Raw genomic sequence first — 16651 nt, forward strand, 5'->3', positions numbered from 1 at the left:
TGCTGCCGTTCGGAATCGTCGTCGATCCTTCGTTCGCGAAACTCACAGTGCGCCAGTGCGTTTCATTGCCGATCCGAACGTAACGCACACTATCGTCGGGCTGCCGAATCAAGCCGCAGTGCTTGGTTCGGCTCGCGATGACGCGAATCGGATTGTATGGTTCAGCCAGAGCTGGCCTGCGTCACCGGAGTTGTTGACGATCTGACAGTTCGTGTCACTCTGGTTCGAGACTACTTGCGCGCCAACAACATTGACGTTGTCCGCACGGCGCTTACCGTCCCGTCGATCGACTACCGCATCGGCGCGCGGCCCCCGACGGTCCGTCCGCGCCGGGTACCCGGTGACCCGACTCCGTGATCCACCGGATCACGGAGAATTTTGCGACGACGCGAAATGCCTTGCAGCACAACGAGTTACGTGATGTGTGCCGGATTCGCCCAGTGTCGTGCATCCCTGTTTTCCATCACATGCAAATGTGTAAACCGTTGTGGCACAGCCCAATTCGAGCCAGCCAAACTGGAAGATGTTGCAATGCTTGACATCTTGAGGTTCCTACAGAAAACTACCCGTCGGTAGCCAGCGGGCGAGGTTCTCGACACCGCAGGCCGCGACAGGCATTCCCCTACGACTGCCCCCGGAAACTCCCCCCAAGAACCCGTGTCCAGTCGGGCGTGCCCTGCCGCATCGTGACCACATCGAAGGAGCTCAGCGCTATGGATAATCCCGCGCTACCCGCAGCACAGCGGTCAGGAGACCAGCACTCGGGCGACCAGGTGGTTCTCACCCAGGACGCGACCGGACCGGCCGAACGACTGGCCCTGGTCACCGAGCGACTGCGCGAATTGCTGTTCACCGGCGAGGACTTCGACGCGATCTACGCCCACATCCTCGCCGCCCCCGGCAAGCGGGTGCGGGCCCGGCTGGTCCTGGACTGCGCCGGCCTGCTGCCCGAGGCCACCGACACCGCCGCCCCGCTGCGCGACGCCGTCGACCTGGCCTGCGCGATGGAGATGCTGCACGAATCCTCGCTGGTCCACGACGACATCTGCGACGGATCGCTGCTGCGCCGCGACGCACCCTCGGTGGCCGCCGAATTCGGCGTCAGGATCAGCGCCCGCGCCGGATTCCACCTGGCGGGCGCCGCGATGAACGTCGTGGCCCGGGTCATCGACGACAACCCCGAGGTCTTCGCCCGGGTCGGGCAGGCGCCCGGAGTCACCTACGCCGACCGGCTCTCGGATCTGTCCTACGGCCAGCTCATCGAGACCCTGCCGCCCTCGGTGGACGAACTCGCCCTGCGTCGCCACTACGAACTGGTGGCCGCCGCCAAGACCGGCACCCTGTTCCGGCTCTCGTGCTCCTACGGCGGCACCGCGGGCGGGGTCGACCTGGACCGACTGCGCGCGCTGATGGACTACGCCGACGGTCTCGCGCTGGCCTTCCAGATCATGGACGACGTCCGCGATGTCGAAGGCGGGCCCGAGCTGGGCAAGGACGCCGGCGGCGATCTGCAACGCCGCGTACCGACCTGGCCGGTGATCGAATGGCTCGGCATCCGCCCCGGCGCCCGCGAGATGTGGTTGGACCCCACCACCTCCGGCGACACCCTGCAGGCCGACCTGATCGCCAGCGGCGCGACCAAACTCGCCCGCGAGGTCGCCCTCGACGCCACCGAGAAGGCCACCCGCGCCCTCGATGTGTTCCCGTCCTCTCCCGCGCGTGACGACCTGCGCGAACTCTTACACCAGGTGATCTCCCGATGAGCAATGCCAGAATCCCCGTCCTGTTCCGCGGTCTGCGGCATCTGCGCCGCGCCCCCGATCTGACCGCGATGCGCGCCGCGCCCACCCCGCAGGACCTGGCGAAACTGGCCCTGATCCCGGCCGGTCGCAACCTGGGTATCGCGGTGGGTTTCCTGCCCGCGAACCTGCGCGCCGAGGCCACCGCCGCCCTGCTGGCCTGCCGCGTGCTCGACGCCTACGAGGACCTGGCCGAGCGGTCCGTCGCGGCCACCGCGGTACTGGCCGCGGTGGACTACCTCAACGGCATCACCGAGACCGAGCCGCCCGCCCTGCGCGAGTTCGACGGCGCGATCCGCGACAGCGAGGCCGTCGACCGCGTGCTGGCCGAGCGGATCGCCGATGTGCGCGCCCTGCTCACCGAGCTCTCGGCGCAGGGCCGCGAACGCGTCGCGCACGTGCTCTCCGATGTCGGCCGGGTGATGGCCGCCAATATCGAGAACCCGTTGCCTCGGGTGACCTACAGCGAGGGCGTGCTCGGTCGGATCACCCACTACGCGTGTGACCTGGTCGCCGCCGGGGTACTGCCCGAGGCGGATCTGCGCGAACTCACCGGCTGCGTCGCGGTCATCGCGCAATCGGCGAACGACTTGCGCGACAACGAGTTCGAGCTCTACGGTGCCGTCGACCGGGAAGAACTGACGCGCATGGTGATGCTGCGCCAGCTCACCCCGGCGCTGGGCGGTTTCGCCCTGCTGGCCAAGCTCGGACCCGGCACGCCCAGCATCGGTGGCCGCGCGGCGATGGCGTACATGACCATCACCACCTCGGCGTTCCTGTGCCACGCCGTCGACGCGCCCGCGCCCTACCGGCGTCCCGTGGCGGCGGCCCTGGCGGCGGCGTGCTCGTCGAAGTACTGGGTCACCATGCTCGAACGCGTGCGCACCAGCGCCGACGCCGCGATCCACCGCATGCTCGACACCTCACCGGAGTTCACCGAAGGCTCGGCCTCGGCGACCCAGGTGCTGGGCGCGGGTGATCTGAACTCGACGGCCACCTCGCTGGTGCCGCTGATCGTGGACACCACCTTCGCGCTGGTCGCGACCCTGCCCGAGGACCGGCTCACCGGCGAACTGTCCGACGCCGCGATCCGCACCATGATGATCGCCGACCACCTGGCCTTCGGCGCCATCGAGCGTGTGCCCTCGCATCAACCCGAGGCGATGCGCGCACTCGCCACGCGACTGCAACGCGCCGCCCTGGAAAACAGCAGCTCTTAAGTAGTTCAGTCAGTAGCTATGGAAGGGAGCTCTCCTATGAGCACCGGAACCCCCGTCGCGCCCACCGAGAAACCGCCGTTCAGCCGGCGGATCCTCAAACTCGAGCACGCGTCCAATGTCGGCCCGCTGATGCACATCGTGCTGTGGATGGCCATGACCGCGGGCGCGCTGTTCATACCGGGCACCTCCACCTGGTACATCGCGGTGCCGTTGATCATCGTGCTGTCGCTGCTGAACCTCTCGCTGACCATCGGCGTGATGCACATGCACACCCATCGGCCGCTGTTCGTCTCGAAGCTGCCCAACCGGGTCGTCGACATCCTGTGCTGCCTGCCCGGCAACCTGACCGCCGCCGAGATGCGCGAGGTGCACGTCCTCAACCATCACCGGTTCAACGACGGCCCCGGTGACGTCACCGCGACCACCGGCATGGAGAAGGGCCTCGGCGCCATCTGGTACTGGGTGCGCTATGGCATGGTCGTGAAGTTCCACACGGTCCGCACCGTGTTCGCCGCGAACCCGGCGCCGCGTCGCAAGCGCACGCGTCACCAGTTCATCTTCGATCTCGCGGTGTACGCGCTGGTCATCGGCTCGGTCTGGTACGTGGCCGGGCTCGAGAAGTTCGTGCTGTTCTACTGGGTGCCGTTCCTGATCACCCAGGTCAACGCCGGCTACTTCGCCTGGCTCAGCCACGCCCCCGCTCGCGGTTTCTCCGACGAGCCGAGCACCTCGCTCAACAACGCGGGCAACATCTTGAACTTCCTGATCTTCAACCAGGGCTACCACAGCGTGCACCACCGCTACCCCGGCATCCACTGGAGCCAGATCCCCGACAAGCTCGACTACATGCGTGATGTCAACCCCGGCGTCATCGTGCCGTACTGGATGGTCGCGCAGTCCGGCTGGCGCCTGGTCGTGCCCGGTGGCTTCCTCAACGAGGGCTACGGCAACAAGTGGAAGGCCCGTCTGGAAGCCCGCCTCGAGGCCGGCACCGTGCGCTCGCGCTACCTGCCGTGGTTCGCATGGATCTGATGACCCCGACATCGGAGCAGGCGCGGGGCGTGGTCTCCACCCCCGGACGGCTCGTCCCGTTCCTGTTCTCCTTCGCCGTGTACGGCTTCGCCGGGATCACGGTGCCGCTGATGCTGCTGTTCGCGGGCGGCTGGTGGCTGCCCAAGACGGTCGACAAGGGCCCGCACGTGTCCACGATCCCCGCGATCGTGATCGACCTGGCGCTGCTGTCGCTGTTCGCCCTACAGCATTCGGGCATGGCGCGGCCCGCGTTCAAGGCCTTCATCACCCGCTGGGTCCCCGAGGCGCTGGAACGGACGATGTATATCGTCGGTGTGTGCGTGGTGATGTGGGTGATCATGGCGGCCTGGCAGCCGATTCCGCAGGTGCTGTGGTCGGCCGACGGGGCGCTGGGTGTGGCCCTGGACACCGGATTCTGGATCGGCTTCGTGCTGGTCTACGCGGCGACGCTGCTGCTCAATCATTTCCATCTGCTCGGGATCAGCCAGGCCTACCGCCAGTACGTGATCCAGGTCCCCGACGCCACGATGGACCGATTGCAGGTCAACGGGGTGTACAAGCTGGTCCGCCACCCGCTGATGACCGGTCTGCTGGTCGCCTTCTGGTTCGCCAGTGAGTTCACGGTCGGCCATCTGGTGTGGGCGCTGGGCCTGACGGGGTACATCCTGCTCGGAACCTATCTGGAGGAGCGTGACCTCATCGCGCGGTTCGGTGCGTCCTATCGCGCCTATGCCGCGCGGGTGCCCGCCTTCTTCCCGTCGCTACGTGCTCTTCTCGGCCGGTAGGCTCGGTAGCCGACACGGCCGGGCCGAGTCTGGAGAGGAAAACGACGTGAACAGTCCCGTGCGAGAGCGCGCCGACCATCACCGCACCGCGCGGGAGCCGGTCGGCGGAGTGGGTCGGGCGCACGCCAAGGCGATCCTGCTGGGCGAGCACACCGTCGTGCACGGTACGCCCGCGATCGCGTTCCCGCTGCCGACCCTGTCGGTGCGGGCGATCGCTCGTCCCGGTACGGCGGGTGCGGCCACCGTGCTGCCCGAGGGGCACTTCGGGTTCCTCGCCGGCGACCCCGAGTCCGGGCGGCACACGCTGTCCGGGCCGCGCGTCGCCGTCGAGGAGGCGCTGCGGCGCTGGGGCCTGACCGACCGGATCGTCGATGTCGTGGTCGAGTGCGATATCCCGCTCGCGCGGGGTCTCGGCTCGAGCGCGGCCTGCGCGGGCGCGGCGGTCCGCGCGACCGCCGATCTGTTCGGGCGCACGGTGGATCCGGTCACCCTGTACGAGTTGGTGCAGGTCGGTGAGCAGATCGCGCACGGCAGGGCCAGCGGTATCGATGCGAGCGCGGTGCTGGCCCAGGGACCCATCCGGTTCCACGGCGGCACCGCCACCGCACTCGACATCGGGCTGGACGCGGTGCTCGTCATCGCCGACACCGGTGTGCCCGGGTCCACCCAGCACGCGGTGGCCGGGGTGCGCCAGGTCCTCGAGCGCGACCCCGGGGCCGCGCGGCGGACCCTGGCCAGGGCCGACGAGCTGATCGACGCCGCGGTGCACGACCTGTCGGCCGGGCACGCGGCGGCGCTGGGCAAGTCGATGCTGGCCTTCCAGGAGCTGCTGTCCGAGCTCGGCGTGAGTACCACCCACATCGACACCCTGGTCACCGCCGCCCTCGACGCGGGCGCCTACGGCGCCAAACTCACCGGTGCGGGCCTGGGCGGGTGCGTGTTGGCACTCACCGAGCCCGCCGAGGCGGCGAGCGTCAGCGCGGCGCTGCGTCGGGCCGGCGCGGCCCAGACCTGGACGGTCCCCACCCGCGGCATGCGTGCCGACGCGGGTTCCCCTACCCCTTCGACCCCGGAACGTGGTGCTGATCGATGACATTCACCCCCGCCTCGACAGCAGGGGCCGGGCCCGCGACGGCCCTCGGCGAGTCGGTCGCGGTCGCCTATCCGAACATCGCTCTGGTGAAGTACTGGGGCAAGCGTGACGAAGACCTGTTCCTGCCGGTCACCAGCAGCCTGTCGATGACCCTCGACATCTTCCCGACCACCACCTCGGTGGCCGTGAGCGACGGACCGGCCGACGTGGTCGAGTTCAACGGGGCGCCCGCCACGGGCGCCGCGTTGCGCAAGATCGAGACCTTCCTCGAGCTGGTGCGCGCCAAGGCCGGGCGCACGGAGCGGGCGGTGGTGGTCACGGCCAACGCCGGGCCCACCGGCGCCGGACTGGCCTCCTCGGCCAGTGGCTTCGCCGCGCTGGCCACCGCCGCCGCGGCCGCCTACGGCCTCGAGCTGGACCCGCGCGCGCTGTCGCGGCTGGCCCGGCGCGGGTCGGGCTCGGCCTCGCGGTCCATCTTCGGCGGGTTCGTCGTGTGGAACGCCGGCGAGGGCGAGGGCCAGGCCGGGGACCTGAGTTCCTACGCCGAACCGATCGGGGGCGACGATCTCGATCCCGCGCTCGTCGTCGCGGTGGTCAACCAGAGCGCCAAGTCGGTGTCCAGTCGCGTCGCCATGCGTCAGACCACCGACACCTCCCCGTTCTATCGGCCGTGGGCGGAGTCCTCGGTGCTCGACCTGGCGCAGATGCGCGAGGCCGTGGCGCGCGGTGACCTGCCCGCGATCGGGGAGATCGCCGAGCGCAACGCCCTGGGCATGCACGCCACCATGCTCACCGCCCGCCCGGCCGTGCGCTACCTGTCCCCGCATTCGCTGGCCGTGCTCGACGCGGTCCTCGCCCTGCGGGCCGACGGTGTCGCGGCCTACGCCACCATCGACGCGGGCCCGAATGTGAAGGTGCTGTGCACCCGCGCCGACGCGGCCCACGTCGCCGCCACCCTGGACGGCCTCGGCGATTTCGTCACCACCACCACCGCCCACATCGGCCCCGGGGTGGCGGTGACGACGCCGCACGGCGCGCTGTCGGTGGGTGGCGATCGATGATCAGTTGTCGCGCACCGGGCAAACTCTTCATCGCCGGTGAGTACGCCGTGGTCGAGCCGGGACACCTCGCGGTACTCACCGCGGTCGACCGCTACGCCACCGCCACCGTGTCGGCGGCGACCGACACCGAGCACATCACCCTGGGGTCCGATCTCGACGGCGGCATCACACTCTCGTGTGGCCGTCACGGTGACGAATTGATCCCCACCTCCGATCCCGTTGTGCCCCCGGCGTTTTCGTATGTCTTCGCCGCCGTGTCGGTGGTGCATCGGCTGCTCGTCGAACGCGGCGTGCCGATTCGGCCGTTCCGGTTGGACGTGCGCGCCGAACTCGGCGACGCCGACGGACGCAAGTTCGGTCTCGGCTCGAGCGCGGCGGTCACGGTCGCCGTGGTCGCGGCGCTGGACCGGTTCTTCGCCCTCTACCTCGACCACATGGACCGCTACCGGCTGGCCATGCTCGCCACGATCGCGGTCAACCCCCGCGCCTCCGGCGGCGATGTGGCCGTGAGCACCTGGGGCGGCTGGCTGGCCTACCGTTCCCCCGATCGCGCCCAAGTGGCCGACATCCTCGCCCGCGACGGCGTCGAGGCCGCCCTGCGCGCGCCGTGGCCCGGCCTGTCGGTGCGCCCGCTGCCCACCCCCGACGAGCTCACCCTGCAGGTCGGCTGGACCGGAAACCCCGCCTCCACACCGGGTCTGGTCGCGCGCCTCGGCGGCGACCGCAGCACCTTCCTCGCCCACAGCGAGCAGTGCGTGCAACGACTCGTCACCGCGATCGATACCGGCGACGCCGCCGCGACGCGCACCGAGATCGACCGCGCGCGCACACTTCTGGTCGGTCTCGACGACGACTCCGGCCTCGGCATCATGACCCCGCGCCTGCGCGCACTGTGCGCGGCGGGCGCGGCCGTCGGCGCGGCGGCCAAACCGTCGGGCGCCGGTGGCGGCGACTGCGGCATCGCGCTGATCGAACGCACCCGCCCCGCCGCCATCGCCGAACTCACCGGGCGCTGGATCAGCGCGGGCATCCGTCCGCTGCCCCTGCGAACCCACCCATTCGAGGGGGACCACCGATGATCTCCGATCGCAAGGACGACCACGTCCGCCACGCGGTGAACCACCAGCGCCACGCCGTGGGCGCCAACGATTTCGACTCGGTCACCTTCGTGCACCACGCGCTGGCTGGTATCGACGCCGACGAGGTCTCGTTGGGCGTGGAGGTGGCCGGAAAGCACTGGGCCACACCGCTCTACGTCAACGCCATGACCGGCGGCAGCATCGACACCGGCGAGATCAACCGCAAACTCGCCATCGCCGCCCGCGAGACCGGCATCCCGATCGCGTCGGGTTCGATGAGCGCCTACTTCCGCGACCCGGCCATCGCGGGCACCTATCGCGTGCTGCGCCAGGAGAATCCGCACGGCGTGGTGCTGGCCAATGTCAACGCCAACGCGACCGTCGACCAGGCGCGCAGCGCCGTCGACCTGCTCGAGGCCGACGCCCTGCAGATCCACCTCAACGCGGTGCAGGAAGTGGTCATGCCCGAGGGCGACCGCTCCTTCGGGGCGTGGCCCGCCCAGATCGAACGCATCGTCGCCGCCAGCGCCGTGCCCGTCATCGTCAAGGAGGTCGGGTTCGGACTGAGCCGCCAGACCGTGACGTGGTTGCGGGAGGCCGGGGTGACCGTGGCCGACGTCGGCGGTCGCGGCGGCACCAACTTCGCCCGGATCGAGAACGATCGGCGGGTGGGCGGGGACTTCGCGTTCATCGAGAGCTGGGGTCAGTCCACCGCGAACTGCCTGCTCGACTGCACCGGGGTCACCGGCATCGACATCGCCGCCTCCGGGGGCATCCGCTCCCCGCTGGACATGGCGCGCGCCCTCGCGTTGGGCGCCAAGGCCACCGGGGTGGCCGGGGTGTTCCTGGAGACCCTGGTCAGCCACGACACCCAGACCCTGATCGACAAGATCGAGACCTGGCTGGCCCAACTTCGCACCATCCTCACCGTCCTCGGCGCCCGTACCCCCGCCGACCTCGTCGACACCGACCTGCTGGTCACCGGGGACGTCGCGACTTTTTGCCGGCTGCGCGGCATCGACGCCGCAGCACTAGCCCACCGGAGCCCCGGTGGTGCGAATCGGAAACATCGAGAAGGAGTCACCACCCATGAATGAGACGTCGTACGCGGCAGTGCCGCTGCAGTGGGTGGGGCCTGTGCGCATTACCGGAAACGTCGTCGACGACGCGGTCGACGTTCCCCTGGCCACCTACGAGACCCCGCTGTGGCCCTCGGTGGGTCGTGGCGCGCGGATCTCCACGCTGACCGAGAAGGGCATCGTCGCGACCCTGATCGACGAGCGCATGACCCGCTCGATCCTGCTCGAGGCCGACGACGCCAACACCGCCTACGTCACCGTGCAGCAGTTGCAGGCGCGCTTCGCCGAGTTACAACAGGTGGTCTCGGGCAGCAGCCGCTTCGCCAAGCTCATCGACCTGCACCACCAGATCGCGGGCAACCTGCTGTTCCTGCGCTTCGAGTTCACCACCGGTGACGCCTCGGGCCACAACATGGCGACCCTGGCCAGCGATCACCTGATGGACCACATCCTGTCCACCGTGCCGGGTGTGCGCTACGGGTCGATCTCGGGCAACTACTGCACCGACAAGAAGGCCACCGCCGTCAACGGCATCCTCGGTCGCGGCAAGAACGTCATCACCGAACTGCTCATCCCGCGCGAGGTGGTCGAGCAGCGACTGCACACCACCGCCGCGCAGGTCACCGAGCTCAATATCCGCAAGAACCTGATCGGCACCCTGCTGGCGGGCGGAATCCGTTCCGCCAACGCGCATTACGCCAACATGCTGCTCGCGTTCTACCTGGCCACCGGTCAGGACGCGGCCAATATCGTCGAGGGCTCCCAGGGCATCACCCATGCCGAGGACCGCGACGGTGACCTGTACTTCTCCTGCACCCTGCCCAACCTGATCGTGGGCACCGTCGGCAACGGCAAGCACGCGAGCTTCGTCGACGAGAACCTCGAGCGGCTGGGCTGCCGCGCCGATCGCGAGCCCGGCGCGAACGCGCGTCGCCTGGCGGTCATCGCCGCGGCGAGCGTGCTGTGCGGCGAGCTGTCGCTGATGGCCGCGCAGACCAATCGCGGTGAATTGATGCGTGCCCATACCCAGTTCGAGCGGTCCACCACGAGCAACGGAAGCCAACGATGACAACTACGCCGGTCGGTATCCACGACCTCTCGTTCGCCACCACCCACTACGCCCTCGACCACGCGGTGCTCGCCGAGCGCCTCGGCGTGGACCGCGACAAGTTCTACCTCGGCATCGGCCAGGAGAAGATGAGCGTCGCCGCGGCCGACGAGGACATCGTCACCATCGCCGCCGCCGCGGCCAAGCCCATTCTCGAGCGGCACGGCACCGACAACATCCGCACCGTGCTGCTGGCCACCGAGACCGGTGTCGACCAGTCCAAAGCCGCTGCGCTGTACCTGCATTCGCTGATCGGGCTGCCCAACGCCGCGCGCGTCGTCGAGCTCAAGCAGGCCTGCTACGGCGGCACCGCCGGGCTGCAGTTCGCGGCCGGGCTGATCGCGCGCGATCCGTCGCAGCGGGTGCTGGTGATCGCGGCCGATATCGCCAAGTACGAACTCGACACCCCCGGCGAGCCCACCCAGGGCGCGGCCGCGGTGGCGATGTTGGTCAGCGCCGATCCCGCGATTCTGGAGCTGGACCCGATCTCGGGGCTCTACAGCGCCGACATCATGGACTTCTGGCGCCCGAACTACCGCACCGAGGCGATCGTGGACGGCAAGACCTCGGTCAACGCCTACCAGAAGGCCGCCCAGGAAGCCTGGACCGACTACCGCCGCCAGGGCGGTCGCGACCTCGGCGAGTTCGCCGCGTTCTGCTACCACCAGCCCTTCACCAAGATGGCCTACAAGGCGCACCGGCACCTGCTCGAGAGCCAGGGCCACACCGCCGACGCCGCCGCCATCGAGGCCGCGATCGGCACCACCACCACCTACAACCGCACCGTCGGCAACAGCTACACGGCCTCGCTGTACTTGGGCTTGGCGTCGCTGCTCGACCACGCCGACGACCTCACCGACAAAGCGCTCGCGTTCGTCAGCTATGGTTCCGGAAGTGTCGCCGAATTCTTCAGTGGCACAGTACAATCCGGTTACCGCGAGCATCTGCGCACCGAGGCCAATCGGGCCGCGATCGACTCGCGTGAACTGCTGGGCTACGAGCAGTACCGGACTCTGCACGAGGCCGGCTCGCCCACCGATGGCGCCTATCACGCCATGGCGGAGCAGACCCGTCGCCCGTACCGGTTGGCCGCCGTCTCCGGCCACAAACGCATCTACGAATCCCGCTGAGGTCGCAATGAGCAGTAACGACACACGCCACGTCCAGATCATGATCATCGGCAGCGGGCTCTCCGGCCTGGGCACCGCGATCCGGTTGAGCCAGCAGGGCCTGACCGACTTCCTGGTCATCGAACGTGGACCCGATGTCGGCGGAACCTGGCGCGACAACACCTATCCCGGTGCCGGCTGCGATGTTCCCTCGCACCTGTACTCGTACTCGTTCGCGCTGAACCCGAACTGGTCGGCGACGTTCTCCCCGCAGGCCGAGATCGAGCAGTACATGCGCGATGTGTCGCAGCGCTACGGCGTGCGCGACAAGCACATCTTCGACTGCACCATGACCGGCGCCCGCTGGAACGACGAGGACGGCCGGTGGGAGGTCAGCACCAGTCAGGGCTCGTTCACCGCCGACTTCGTCGTCTCCGCGGCGGGGGTGCTCGCCGAGCCGAATCTGCCTGACATCAAGGGCATTTCGAGCTTCGAGGGCGAGATATTCCACTCCGCGCGGTGGAACCACGACGCCAGCCTGGCGGGCAAGAAGGTCGCCGTGATCGGCACCGGTTCGTCCTCGGTGCAGATCGTGCCATCGATCGCGCCCGAGGTCGCGCACCTGGATGTGTACCAGCGCACCGCGACCTGGGTGATGCCCCAGGTCAAGCGCCCCTACCTGGGGCTGGAACGCTTCGCCTTCAAGCGTGTTCCGGGCCTGCAGCGGCTGCTGCGCGCGCTGATCTACATCCAGCGCGAGCTGTTCGTGGTCACCCAGGTGAAGTACCCCGCGACCGGCATCGTGCTGGAAATGATCGGCCGGCTCAAGATGCGGTTCGAGATCAAGGACCCGGAGCTGCGCCGCAAGGTCATGCCCCAGCACCGCATCGGCTGTAAGCGGATGCTGGTGTCGAACAAGTTCTACGGCGCGCTCGATCGCGACAACGTCGATGTCGTCACCGACGGCATCGCCGAGGTGCGCGCCCACTCGATCGTCACCGACGACGGCACCGAGCGCGAGGTCGACGCCATCGTGCTGGCCACCGGCTTCCACGTCGCCGATTCGCCGACCTACAACCTCTACACCGGACGCGACGGTCGGACCATGTCCGAGGCCGCCGATGTCGAGGGCTTCCAGATGTACAAGGGCATCACCGTCGCGGACTTCCCGAACATGTTCTTCATGCTGGGCGCGAACTCCGGGTTGAACTACACCTCGCTGATCTACATCATCGAGTCGCAGATCAACTACCTCGTCGACACGATCACCACGATGCAGGCGAAGAACCTGCGCTCGTTCGAGGTGCGGGTGGACGCGCAGCACGAGTACAACCGCCGGCTCGCGCCGAAGCTGGCCAAGGCCGTGTGGGCCGACGGCGGGTGCACCAGCTGGTTCCTCGACAAGCACGGCAACAACGCCGCGCTGTGGCCGGACTTCAGCTACAAGTACCGCAAGATGGTGCGTACCTTCGACATCGAGGCCTACGACACCAAGGCCGAGACCGCCTGACCCGCGGCGCGCGTCGGAACTCAGAACGAGTTCTGGCGCGCGCTCACCGTCGGGGGCCGCGAGGACGTGCGCAGCGGGTTCGCGGTGGGGAAGGTGATCGAGGGCAGCGTCACCCACATGCGCACCCGGGTGCCGTGCTCGTCGTGTTCGAAGCTCAGATCCTCGGTGAGCACCCGCATCATCTCGACCCCGCGCCCACGATAGCCGGGGTTGGTGGGGGTGGGAATCCAGGCGCCGGTGTCGGCGATGTCGATGACCACCCGGTCGCCGTCGCAGTGGGCGGTGAGGGTGACCCGGCCGGGTTCGCGGTCGCGGTAGGCGTGTTCGACGCTGTTGCTGCACGCCTCGTTGGCGGCGGCGACGAGATCGGCGGCCAGATCGTGTGGGACCGCGGCGGTGGCGAACCAGCGATACAGTTCCCGGCGCAGACCGGCCAATTCCGTTGCCGCGGCGGGGATATCGAGTCGCAGGGGCTCGGGGGGCTGGCGGTAGACGACCATGGCGACGTCGTCGTCGTAGCCCGCGGGCGGGCACAGCCGCGACAGCACCGCGTCGGCCACATCGCGGGGCAGCGCCGCGCCGGTCTCGCTGAGCACCTCGGCGATCTTGACGAAACCCTCGGCGATGTCGTACCCGCGCTGTTCGACCAGCCCGTCGGTGAACAGCACCAGCGTCGCGCCGGGCGGCAGCGCGGTGGTGGCCTCGGGCCTGCGCGGGGTGTCGAAGGTGGCCAGCGGCACCGCGCGCCCGCCCTCGAGGATGCGACCCGGTCCACCGGGCGGGGCCAGCACCGGCGGCATGTGCCCGGCGTTGGAATAGCGGACCATGCCGCGTTCGGGGTCGAGCACCGCCGCGCACACCGTGGTGCACATCGCGCCCGGAATCCGGGAGGCGACCGCGTCGAGTTCGGTGAGCAACTGCGCCGGACCGGCCCCGCGCAGCAGCAATGCCCGTGCGGCGGTACGCAATTGGCCCATCACCACCGCGGCTGACAGACCGCGGCCGACACAGTCGCCGACGACGACGCCGATGGTGCCGTCGCGCAGCGGCACCACGTCGTACCAGTCGCCGCCGATCTCGAGCGGCGGCAGGGCGGGTTCGTAGTGCACCGAGAACCGTGGCGGCAGCTCGATCGGGCCGAGCATCGCCCGCTGCAGGGTGAGCGAGGTGGCGCGCGCCTGGTCGAAGTTGCGCGCCCGCTGCAAGGCCACGCTGAGATGGCCGACCAGCAGCGAGTACAGGGCCCAGTCGGCGGCGCTGATCGCGCGCGGGGCACCGAAGCGCACCCACAGCGCGGCGTCGCCGGTCTCGCCCAGCGGCGCCACCACCGCCTCGACGCCCTCGTCCGCGCCGGTGATCGCCGACAGGCCGCGCGCGGAGTGCCTGCGCGCCCGGTCGAGCAGGGCCTGGGTCTCGTCGTCGAGCACCACCGGTCCGTCGGCGCGCGGACCGCTCTGGCGCATCGGCACGGCGACGAATTGTGGTGCCGGACCGGTGTTCTCGGGTTCGGGTTCGCCCTGCGGCGCCGTCGGCGACACCCCGCAGGAGTACACGTCGGGGCGGCCGGTGCGGCTGGGCCAGATCGCGACGAGCGCGGTCTCGGCGCCCATCGTGCGACGCAATTCGTCCAGCCCGACCGCGAGCACCTCCACCATGCTCGTCGCCGCGCCCACCGCGGTGGCCAGGCGCGAGGCGGCCTGGTCGCGGGCCTGGGCGTCGTGCTCGGCGGTCACGTCGCGCACGGTGCCGACGAAGATCCGCTCGTCGTTCTCCTGCTTGACCAGCGAGCTCGCGCTCACCGCCAACCACCGCTCGCGACCGTCGCGGTGCCGGATCGGCGTCACGAAACGGGAAGCCTCCGTGCCGATCTGGGGGTAGCCGAGCCGTTCGGGCAGCGCCCACGGATGCGGTAGTCGAAACGGCACCGCGTCGGCGCCGTACCCGGTGAGCACCCCGAACGCGGAATTCACCTCGACGATGGTGCCGTGGTCGTCGGCCACGAAGAACCCGTCCTGCAGCGACTCCACCAGCGCGGTGCGGAAGGCGTCGCGCCCTTCGAGATCCTCGGCGCGCGAACGCTGTTGCTCGTAGCGGCGGGTGCCGTCGAGGTAGCCGCGGGTGGCGATGTCGAGGGCGGCCAGGGTCTGCAGCAGGAATTCCAGCGCCACCTCCGCGGTCTGCGGATCGGCGTTGGCTCCCGCGTAGTCGGCGACGGCGTGGAAGTGGTTCTCGGTGAGGTCGAGCAGGCTGATGCCCTCCACCAGGGCGCGGCGCCCGAGGTCGTAGCCCTGCGTCAGGCCGTCCTGGCCGGGCTCGGCGACGTGGCGGCGCAGTGCCTCGGAGTAGTCGTCGAGAAACGCGGCCAGCGTCGCGCTCACGCGCTCGGTCCTCGGAAACGCGCCGCCAGCACCAGGGCGTCGTCGGTGTCCTTCGCGTCGCGCGCGAGCAGGTCGCCCGCGATGGCGGTGGCGGGTTTGGCCAGATCCAGTGACTGCGGGCCCACCGCGACGATGCCGTCGGTGGCCATCAGCAGCAGGTCCCCGGCCCGGATCGGCAGCGACTGCGGTTGCAGGTGCGAGGGCAGTCGGTAGCCCACGATGCCACCGGTGAGCAGCATCGTGGCCCGTAGTTCGGTGCCGGCCGGACCGAGGGTGAGCAGGCGCGAGTCGACATTGCCCACGCCGAGCCACTGCAGCGTCTCGCCGGGCCCGATCAGCGCCAGAGACACTGCGGCGCCGCGGGTTTCGACCATCGCGCGATGACACAGCACCATCAGCACGTCCAGGGGTTCGCCGCAGTTCTCGGTGAGGATGACCGTGGCGCGATCGGCCGCGTCGGCCGCCGCGGCGCCGTGGCCGAGCCCGTCGAGTACCGCGAACAGCGCGCCGCCGTCGCCGGTGTCCAGCACGAGCGCGCGGTCACCGGAGATGTCCTGGCCGGGCAGTGCGCGCCCGGCGGTCGACCATTCGGTGCGGCCGATGATCCCGTCCTCATGCAACGTCGGGTACCCACTTCCACATCTCGATCAACGTCCCGCGACCCGGGGCGGAGTCGATGGTGAGTCGGTCCATCAGGCGACGCGCGCCGGGCAGGCCGAGGCCGAGCCCGCGCCCGGTCGAATAGCCGTCCTCGAGCGCGCGCGGAATGTCACGGATGCCGGGGCCCTGGTCCTCGGCTTGGACGATGAGCGCGCGACGGCCCTCGCGCACATCGATGAGCAGGCGGATCTCGCCACTGCCCGCGTAACTGGTGATGTTGCGGGCGATTTCGGAGATGGCGGTGGAGATCATGGTGCGGTCGGTGATGGTGAAACCGAGGTCCGCGGCGAGTTCGCTGCCGGCCTGGCGGGCGATGACGATGTCGCCGGACACCTTGACCGCGATCGCCACCCGCTCAGCGGCCACCGTCGCGGCCCTCTCGACGACGCGGGTGCCGGTTGAGCCAGGACAGGCCCTCTTCCAGATCCAGCGCGGTGTGCATACCTTCGAAGGTAAGCCCCAGTTGCACCATCGCGAAGGCGACTTCGGGTTGCAATCCGACGATCACGGTTTCCGCGCCGCGCAACTGGGTCATGTGCGCGATGGTGCGCAACGAGCGTGCGGCGAAGGAGTCCATCACGTCGATCGCGGTGACGTCGACGATGATCCCGGTCGCGCGATAGCGACTGACCTGCTTCATCAGGTCGTCCTGCAGGCGCTCGGTGTCGGCGTCGGTCAGTGCCGACTGCACCGAGGCGATCAGGAACGTGCCCTGTTTGAGAATAGGTACCGGCATGG

15 protein-coding genes are annotated in these 16651 nt (G+C 69.3%); 11 read left to right on the forward strand and 4 right to left on the reverse strand.

Annotation, left to right across the window (positions count from 1 at the left end; all coding sequences use genetic code 11):
* Positions 1-713 precede the first annotated feature (713 nt).
* The 11 genes from ACFP3H_RS13710 to ACFP3H_RS13760 are packed head-to-tail and all read left to right on the forward strand — an operon-like array spanning position 714 to position 12875.
* Positions 714-1763 carry a polyprenyl synthetase family protein gene (locus ACFP3H_RS13710; RefSeq protein ID WP_378605068.1) on the forward strand — a complete coding sequence of 350 codons (1050 nt, stop codon included), beginning with the start codon at positions 714-716 and terminating at the stop codon, positions 1761-1763.
* Positions 1760-3019, forward strand: coding sequence for a hypothetical protein (locus ACFP3H_RS13715; RefSeq protein ID WP_378605071.1), 1260 nt, complete (start codon positions 1760-1762; stop codon positions 3017-3019). The genes ACFP3H_RS13710 and ACFP3H_RS13715 overlap by 4 nt, the downstream gene beginning before the upstream one ends.
* Before the next feature lie 36 nt (positions 3020-3055).
* Positions 3056-4051, forward strand: a complete 996-nt coding sequence (locus ACFP3H_RS13720; protein WP_378605074.1) for a fatty acid desaturase — start codon at positions 3056-3058, stop codon at positions 4049-4051.
* Positions 4051-4836 carry a methyltransferase family protein gene (locus tag ACFP3H_RS13725; RefSeq protein WP_378605077.1) on the forward strand — a complete coding sequence of 262 codons (786 nt, stop codon included), beginning with the start codon at positions 4051-4053 and terminating at the stop codon, positions 4834-4836. Before ACFP3H_RS13720 ends, ACFP3H_RS13725 begins: the two co-directional genes overlap by 1 nt.
* A 46-nt stretch (positions 4837-4882) precedes the next feature.
* Positions 4883-5929, forward strand: coding sequence for a mevalonate kinase (mvk, locus tag ACFP3H_RS13730; RefSeq protein ID WP_378605080.1), 1047 nt, complete (start codon positions 4883-4885; stop codon positions 5927-5929).
* Positions 5926-6990 (forward strand): diphosphomevalonate decarboxylase, encoded by a 1065-nt coding sequence (gene mvaD / locus ACFP3H_RS13735; RefSeq protein WP_378605083.1) that lies wholly within the window; start codon positions 5926-5928, stop codon positions 6988-6990. Before mvk ends, mvaD begins: the two co-directional genes overlap by 4 nt.
* Entirely contained in the window at positions 6987-8069 is a 1083-nt protein-coding gene (locus ACFP3H_RS13740) for a phosphomevalonate kinase (RefSeq protein ID WP_378605086.1), read from the forward strand. Before mvaD ends, ACFP3H_RS13740 begins: the two co-directional genes overlap by 4 nt.
* Entirely contained in the window at positions 8066-9166 is a 1101-nt protein-coding gene (gene fni / locus ACFP3H_RS13745; protein WP_378605089.1) for a type 2 isopentenyl-diphosphate Delta-isomerase, read from the forward strand. The genes ACFP3H_RS13740 and fni overlap by 4 nt, the downstream gene beginning before the upstream one ends.
* Positions 9159-10217, forward strand: a complete 1059-nt coding sequence (locus ACFP3H_RS13750; protein ID WP_378605092.1) for a hydroxymethylglutaryl-CoA reductase — start codon at positions 9159-9161, stop codon at positions 10215-10217. The genes fni and ACFP3H_RS13750 overlap by 8 nt, the downstream gene beginning before the upstream one ends.
* On the forward strand, positions 10214-11386 hold the full coding sequence (locus ACFP3H_RS13755) for a hydroxymethylglutaryl-CoA synthase (RefSeq protein WP_378605095.1): 1173 nt from the start codon (positions 10214-10216) through the stop codon (positions 11384-11386). The genes ACFP3H_RS13750 and ACFP3H_RS13755 overlap by 4 nt, the downstream gene beginning before the upstream one ends.
* Before the next feature lie 7 nt (positions 11387-11393).
* Positions 11394-12875 (forward strand): flavin-containing monooxygenase, encoded by a 1482-nt coding sequence (locus ACFP3H_RS13760; RefSeq protein ID WP_378605098.1) that lies wholly within the window; start codon positions 11394-11396, stop codon positions 12873-12875.
* Positions 12876-12895: 20 nt separating this feature from the next.
* Here the strand turns inward: ACFP3H_RS13760 and ACFP3H_RS13765 are convergent, their stop codons facing one another.
* From ACFP3H_RS13765 to ACFP3H_RS13780, 4 genes are read right to left on the reverse strand one after another with little or no spacing between them, the layout of a single operon-like run.
* A complete protein-coding gene (locus ACFP3H_RS13765; protein ID WP_378605101.1) occupies positions 12896-15253 on the reverse strand; it encodes a SpoIIE family protein phosphatase in 2358 nt (785 codons plus the stop codon).
* Positions 15250-15873 carry a PP2C family serine/threonine-protein phosphatase gene (locus ACFP3H_RS13770; RefSeq protein ID WP_378605104.1) on the reverse strand — a complete coding sequence of 208 codons (624 nt, stop codon included), beginning with the start codon at positions 15871-15873 and terminating at the stop codon, positions 15250-15252. Before ACFP3H_RS13770 ends, ACFP3H_RS13765 begins: the two co-directional genes overlap by 4 nt.
* Entirely contained in the window at positions 15866-16279 is a 414-nt protein-coding gene (locus tag ACFP3H_RS13775; RefSeq protein ID WP_378605107.1) for an ATP-binding protein, read from the reverse strand. The genes ACFP3H_RS13770 and ACFP3H_RS13775 overlap by 8 nt, the downstream gene beginning before the upstream one ends.
* On the reverse strand, positions 16269-16649 hold the full coding sequence (locus ACFP3H_RS13780) for an STAS domain-containing protein (protein ID WP_378605110.1): 381 nt from the start codon (positions 16647-16649) through the stop codon (positions 16269-16271). Before ACFP3H_RS13780 ends, ACFP3H_RS13775 begins: the two co-directional genes overlap by 11 nt.
* Between the last annotated feature and the right edge of the window lie 2 nt (positions 16650-16651).

It is taken from the genome of Nocardia lasii (assembly GCF_042658545.1).
Lineage (GTDB): Bacteria > Actinomycetota > Actinomycetes > Mycobacteriales > Mycobacteriaceae > Nocardia > Nocardia lasii.